The organism is Peribacillus sp. NPDC058002, from assembly GCF_042886655.1.
Lineage (GTDB): Bacteria > Bacillota > Bacilli > Bacillales > DSM-1321 > Peribacillus > Peribacillus aracenensis.
This window is the reverse complement of the sequence record NZ_JBHVQU010000205.1, coordinates 1-6,294: the sequence shown is the minus strand read 5'-3', so window position 1 is coordinate 6,294 and position 6,294 is coordinate 1. Positions and strand designations below refer to the sequence as shown.

The following is a 6,294-nucleotide window of genomic DNA, read 5'->3' as shown; positions in this document are numbered from 1 at the left end:
GGATAATTTGTTAAAACAAGACTTCACTACTCAGACCATTAATGAGAAATGGGTAACTGACATTACATGTTTGATTTTTAATAGACAGAGACTTTTTCTATCCGCCATAAAAGACCTCTATAACAATGAAATCATTTCAAGTCAGCTGGAGAAAAGACTTAAAACTTGTAATAGATAACAATAGAAAAAGGAAAGAAAAAACGGAATGTTTAAGGAACTCTTCTACACCTCCCACTAATACAATAACCTATTTGAAAAAAAAAATATGCAATCCAGTATGTCAAGAAAGGGAAACTGCTGGGATAACGCTTGTATGGAGAATTTCTTAAGTCATTTAAAATCGGAGTATTTCTAAATGAACTCTTTCGGTACCTCTGAAGAGGTTCGAGGTGCTGTAAGTATGTATATTCGATTCTATAACCATCATAGCTTCCAGAAAAAATTAAACAACCTGAGTCCATATCAATATAGAACTCAGGTTGCTTAATTGGTCTTTTTTATTTCTGTCTATTTGATTGGGGTCACTCCACAATACAGAGATCATCTTCTTTAGGCTGCCTAATCACTTTTTTTAAAATGTCCTTTACAAAGGGTACACTTTACAACTAGGTTCCAACTTCTTAACCAATATAGACAAGAAGAGTCGATCGCTTCTCAAATTAAGGATTAGTTGACCATAATCCTGAAGTCTTTACTAGGACTCTTGGATGAAGCTTTAACCCGGCTACGAGCAGCTCTGCTAAATCCTCTGATTGCATAACATTTTCAGGATTTCCACTAATAAGATTGGTTTCAATGGCCAAATCAGTTGCAACTGTACTTGGTGTTAAAGCCGTTACACGGATATTATGCTTTCTTACCTCTAGCATGAGTGATTCCGTTAGTCCTAAAACAGCAAATTTAGAAGCACTGTAAGCACTTGTAACAGGTGCTCCTTTTTGGCCCGCAGTTGAGGAGATATTCACAATATCTCCTGATTTTCTTTCAATCATATCAGGTAAAACGGCTCTTGTTACATTATATACACCCATCAAGTTTACTCGGATGATGTTTTCCCATTCTTCAGGAGTTAAATCAAGAAAACCGCCAAATTTAGCTATACCTGCATTGTTGATTAAAATATCAATAGAACCTAGGTCTGATTTGATGTGTTCGACAGCATGATGAACTGCTTCAAGATCGGCTACATCTGCTGTTGCTGCTGAAACGTTCACATCATATTGCTCTAGTTCCGCGGTTACCTTTTCAAGATTTGACATCGTTAATCCAATCAATCCTAAATGAACTCCTTCTTTTGCTAAAGCAATCGCAGTAGCACGCCCGATTCCTCTGCCTGCCCCAGTAATTAAAGCAGTTTTTCCTTTTAATGAAATCATGCTATCATTCCTTTTTAAAAAATTTTAGAACAATTGTTAATAATAACAAAATAATGTTTTAAAGACTAACCAAAAGACCGCAAAGTTTCTTTAGTTTGTCTGCGGTCTTTTGGTTATTACATTCTTAGAACTATGTTTTATTCAAGGTTGGCATGTCTGCCATACATCTTATTGGTATCTAAACCCTTTTTCTCCATGAATCTCAAGATGACGGCATCATAAAAAAGTAAAAGGGTCTGCTCAAATAGTGAGCCCATTGGTTGGATGGTTTTATAATCGCCCTCTGATTGGTCTTTCGGGGATCCAGGCAATTTAATGGTGATATCGGCTAACTGTCCAATAGTGGATTCAGGAAATATCGTGACAGTTGCAATTTTACCACCAATGCTTTTTGCTTTTTCAGCCATGGAGACTAAGCTTTTTGTTTCCCCGGATCCGGATCCGATGATTAAGATATCCTCATTTTCAAAGTTGGGAGCTACAGTTTCACCGATTACATAAGAATCAATTCCCATATGCATCATCCGCATGGCGAAGGATTTGGCCATGAATCCGGATCTGCCTGCACCGGCAACAAAAACCTTTTTCGATTCAAGTATCCCGTTGACGAGTTTTTCAGCTTCTTCATCTGCGATTAAGTCAGCTGAATGATTAAGCTCTTTTAAGATTTCTGCTACATATTGAGTCGTCTGCATCTTAGGATTAACCTGCTGTAACCGTTTGTTCTTTGATCATTTGTTGCATTTTGGCAGCAGCAGCTTTTTTATCAGCTTGTCCAGTAATCCCGCCGCCTACAATGACAAGGTCTGGATTTACTTTAATGACTTCTGGAAGTGTTTCTAATTTAATGCCGCCTGCGATGGCCGTTTTAGCATTTTTAACCACACTTTTGATGGTTTGAAGATCTTCAAAAGAATTTTTTCCGACTGCTTGAAGGTCGTAGCCCGTGTGAACACAAATATAATCCACGCCCATAGTATCCACTTCTTTAGCACGTCCAGCCAGGTCTTTTACCGCAATCATATCGACAAGGACTTTTTTACCTTGTTTTTTCGCTTCTTCTACAGCACCTTTAATCGACATATCTTCAGCCGTTCCAAGAATAGTGATGATATCAGCACCTGCTTCGGAAGCTTTCATCACTTCATATCCAGCAGCATCCATAATTTTCAGGTCAGCTAATACTTTTAAGTTAGGGAATGCTTCTTTTACTGCCTTTACAGCATGGAGACCTTCGTTGATTACAACCGGTGTTCCGATTTCTACGATATCAATATGCTCCTCTACTTCTTTTACCAATTCGATTGCTTCTGGAATGTTGACTAAATCTAATGCTAATTGTAATTCCATCTATGTTTCACTCCTCAGAATTTTTTAAGTTTGTTGCACAGTAGTAATTATGCTCATTGCTCACTTTCGTTTCTCCTGGCAACTGTAACCAATGCTCTTGTTAACAATGGTACAGTGTTAGTATAATGTGTATGTTAAAAGTGTGAAAGTACGCACTTTATTGTTACATAGTGTTAAAAAGTATACTATGTGTTATTCTATATAGAAGTGGAGGTGAAACAAATGTCACGTATCCAGGAAAAAATGTTTAACTGTGAAAAAGAATTAACGCTTTATGTTATTGGCGGTAAATGGAAAATGCTGATTTTGTGGCATTTAGGAAAAGAGGGAACGAAGCGATTTGGTGAGCTGAAGGCTCTTATGCCGGGCATTACCCAACGAATGCTTGTTAACCAATTACGCGAGCTAGAAGAAGACCTCATTGTTGAACGAAAAGTCTATCCTGTTGTTCCGCCAAAAGTGGAATATTCATTGACCGAACAAGGAAAAAGCTTAATGCCAATACTCGATTCCATGTATGAATGGGGTAAAAACTATATGGAGAATGTGATGGATACTCCTGCCAATAAAAGTGCACCTATTAAATAGCAATCGTTCTAAAAAGAGGGGATTAAAAACCACAAGTAGACTTTTAATAAGTCAAGACTTGTGGTCTTTTTATTTGCAATGATCCAGTTCATAAAGGAAATTAAGGAGTACATTCTGGAAAAAGGTAAATAATATTCCTGTGTTGTAAAGGATTTTAGCTGAACTGTTTTATAGTAAGGAATCAAGAATAATACATATTTTCAGGTGAGATGATGAAAAAATGCCATTAACAGTACAGTAAATTTGGTGTGGGAGAAGCAGAATTTGAAAAACACCTGAACCAGATGGCAGCAGGAGCTTTTGAGGATCCTTGTACTCCGTCCAATCCACGAGAAGTATCGGTGGAGGATATGAAAAAAATCTATATTGCGGCTTACAACGGAGATAAAATCAACTTCTAATGAAGATAATCAGAACATGGTACGAAAATGAATATTTTTAGTTCTGTTCTATGATTTTAAGGAGGTTAATGAGCATGAGCAAAAAAATCGCTACGCTTATAACAAACCTATTTGAAGATGTGGAGTACACTGAACCAGTACAAGCCTTTAAAGAAGCTGGTCATGAAGTTATCACGATTGACAAACAATCAGGTAACGAAGTAACTGGTAAAAAAGGCACAACCGTAAAAATTGATAAATCAATTGATGTGTTGCTTATCCCTGGTGGTTTCTCCCCCGATTTATTGCGTAAAGACATTCGTTTTGGGGAATTCGCAAAAGCATTTATCCAAGACGAAAAACCCGTTTTTACCATTTGTCATGGACCACAAGTGTTAATCGATACAGACCTTTTAAAAGGTGTCGACATCACTGGTTATACATCCATTCGCAACGATTTGAAAAATGCTGGTGCAAATTATAAAGACGAAGAAGTTGTCATCAGCAAAAATATTGTAACAAGTCGAGAACCAAAAGATATTCCAGCATTCAATTGTGAATCACTGAAACTTTTAGCTAAATAACAATGGTGATGTATAAACTAAAATATATCTAACTTGCGGATTCTTTAATCAGAATCCGCAAGTTGGTTAAACAAACGTATGAATAAAGGAGGAATTGCGTTGTCATTAAAAGGAAAAAGAGTGGTTGTTTTAGGAGGTACATCTGGTATTGGTTTAGCCGCTGCTAAGGCGTTTATCGATGAATCCGCTCAAGTCATTATTGCTAGCCGTTCTGCTTCAAAATTATCTGACGCAAAAGTGAAGCTTAGTGGTAACGTAGAGGGCTATGAAATCGACTTTCGCAGCGAGGAAAAGGTTGCTAGCTTTTTCAAGAAGGTTGGAAAATTTGATCACCTAGTGGTTACTGCAGGTGAAGGAGCAATGGGTCACTTTAGCGAACTGCCTGTTGCAACAGTAAGAGAGGCTTTTGATAGTAAGTTCTGGGGGCAGTATATTTCGGTTCGTGCTGCTCTTCCATACTTGAATAATGAAAGTTCTATTACATTAACTTCTGGTGTATATGGTGTGCGTCCTCCTCAAGGTGCAACGACTCTAGCTTCCATTAATTCAGCAATCGATGGATTAGTACGAGGACTTTCAGTAGACCTGGCACCTATCAGAGTAAACGTGGTATCACCTGGTATCGTTGACACTCCTCTTTACGGCGGAATGCCAGAAGATGAAAGACAAATTATGTACCATGGGATCGCTAAGCAATTACCAGTTGGACGTGTTGCTCAACCTAAAGATATAGCTGAAACCTATGTTTACCTAGCGAAAAATGGATTTACAACTGGCACATCGGTTCTTATCGATGGAGGAGCTCATCTGATCTAATCCATTGATATCAAAGTCGATTGATAAATTGATTTAGAATAGAAGTGGTGAGGTTGACTCAAAGTGTCAGTCACTTACAGACCATCCTCACTTTCTTTGTTTTTTTTGCACAGACGGAAGCAGAAATGGCCATATCATGCAATAAAGAATGGCTTTGTTGGTTACGGAAATTCTAAATATATGCGCAGTATACGAAGAGACGTTAACATTCTACTTCTATGATACCCAAATACATAAAAGAAAGGGTCGAGCCTAATGGATGAAAAGAGAAGAGCGGAAATTAAAAATGCATTAGCCAAACACGTGGTATCCCTATCTGACGGCACTTCTTTACCTTGTTTAGGACAAGGAACATGGTACATGGGGGAAAATCCCCAAGTGAGAGACAAAGAAATAAAAGCCTTGCAGCTCGGCGTAGAATTAGGCATGACACTTATTGACCCTGCTGAAATGTACGGAAATGGCGATTCTGAACGCTTAGTTGGCGAAGCCATTAAAGGACGCAGAAATGAAGTCTTTTTAGTCTCAAAAGTGTATCCCCATCATGCAGGTTTAAATATGATTTCAAAAGCATGTGAAAACAGCTTAAAACGACTCGGAACAGACCACTTGGACTTATATCTTCTCCACTGGAGAGGACGTGTTCCTTTAGAGGAAACAATTGAAGGAATGGAAAAACTACGTGAAGAAGGGAAAATTTTAAGATGGGGCGTCTCTAATTTTGACACGGTTAATATGGAAGAGCTATGGAATACTAAAAATGGAAAAAATTGTGTAACTAACCAAGTGCTATACCATTTAGGTTCGAGAGGAATCGATTTCGATCTCTTACCATGGCAGCGTGAACAAAACATGCCAATCATGGCCTACAGTCCCCTTGCTCAAGGAGGCTCTTTAATAAGACAGCTTTTAAACGATCCAACTATTCATGATATTGCTGACAGATACAATGTCCAACCATTACAAATCGCTCTTGCTTGGACCATCCGTTCGAAAAACGTCATCTCTATTCCAAAAGCAGTTCAAGATGAACATGTTTTAGCAAATGCTGAAGCAGCAACAATTGAGTTTACTGAAGAAGATCTCAGTAGAATTGATCAAGTATTTCCTAAACCTACTAGGAAAATGCCATTGGATATTATTTGAAAATACACTTTAAAGAGGGAATATTGTTGGAGTTGCTGACTATCTAATAGAAAT

8 protein-coding genes are annotated in these 6,294 nt (G+C 37.9%); 5 read left to right on the top strand and 3 right to left on the bottom strand.

Going from position 1 to position 6,294, the window contains the following annotated elements:
* Positions 1–355 precede the first annotated feature (355 nt).
* Positions 356–487 carry an IS3 family transposase gene (locus ACFVSH_RS21625; RefSeq protein WP_387594926.1) on the top strand — a complete coding sequence of 44 codons (132 nt, stop codon included), beginning with the start codon at positions 356–358 and terminating at the stop codon, positions 485–487.
* A 172-nt stretch (positions 488–659) separates the two neighbouring features.
* On the opposite strand, the gene ACFVSH_RS21620 is transcribed toward ACFVSH_RS21625, so the two are convergent.
* From ACFVSH_RS21620 to hxlA, 3 genes are all read right to left on the bottom strand, one after another.
* The gene (locus ACFVSH_RS21620) at positions 660–1,376 is read right to left on the bottom strand and encodes a 3-ketoacyl-ACP reductase (RefSeq protein ID WP_387594928.1); all 717 of its coding nucleotides are present in this window, start codon (positions 1,374–1,376) and stop codon (positions 660–662) included.
* A 137-nt stretch (positions 1,377–1,513) separates the two neighbouring features.
* Positions 1,514–2,071, bottom strand: a complete 558-nt coding sequence (gene hxlB / locus ACFVSH_RS21615; protein ID WP_387594931.1) for a 6-phospho-3-hexuloisomerase — start codon at positions 2,069–2,071, stop codon at positions 1,514–1,516.
* A 7-nt stretch (positions 2,072–2,078) separates the two neighbouring features.
* Positions 2,079–2,726 carry a 3-hexulose-6-phosphate synthase gene (gene hxlA / locus ACFVSH_RS21610; RefSeq protein WP_048883203.1) on the bottom strand — a complete coding sequence of 216 codons (648 nt, stop codon included), beginning with the start codon at positions 2,724–2,726 and terminating at the stop codon, positions 2,079–2,081.
* 222 nt (positions 2,727–2,948) lie between these two features.
* On the opposite strand from hxlA, the gene ACFVSH_RS21605 reads away from it, so the two are divergent.
* The 4 genes from ACFVSH_RS21605 (at position 2,949) to ACFVSH_RS21590 (ending at position 6,240) form a co-directional block, all read left to right on the top strand.
* Positions 2,949–3,314 carry a winged helix-turn-helix transcriptional regulator gene (locus tag ACFVSH_RS21605; RefSeq protein WP_098186912.1) on the top strand — a complete coding sequence of 122 codons (366 nt, stop codon included), beginning with the start codon at positions 2,949–2,951 and terminating at the stop codon, positions 3,312–3,314.
* Between the two features lie 475 nt (positions 3,315–3,789).
* Entirely contained in the window at positions 3,790–4,278 is a 489-nt protein-coding gene (locus ACFVSH_RS21600) for a type 1 glutamine amidotransferase domain-containing protein (protein ID WP_387707751.1), read from the top strand.
* Positions 4,279–4,377: 99 nt separating this feature from the next.
* On the top strand, positions 4,378–5,094 hold the full coding sequence (locus tag ACFVSH_RS21595; protein ID WP_387594940.1) for an SDR family oxidoreductase: 717 nt from the start codon (positions 4,378–4,380) through the stop codon (positions 5,092–5,094).
* Between the two features lie 255 nt (positions 5,095–5,349).
* Positions 5,350–6,240 carry an aldo/keto reductase gene (locus ACFVSH_RS21590; protein WP_387707749.1) on the top strand — a complete coding sequence of 297 codons (891 nt, stop codon included), beginning with the start codon at positions 5,350–5,352 and terminating at the stop codon, positions 6,238–6,240.
* Positions 6,241–6,294 lie beyond the last annotated feature (54 nt).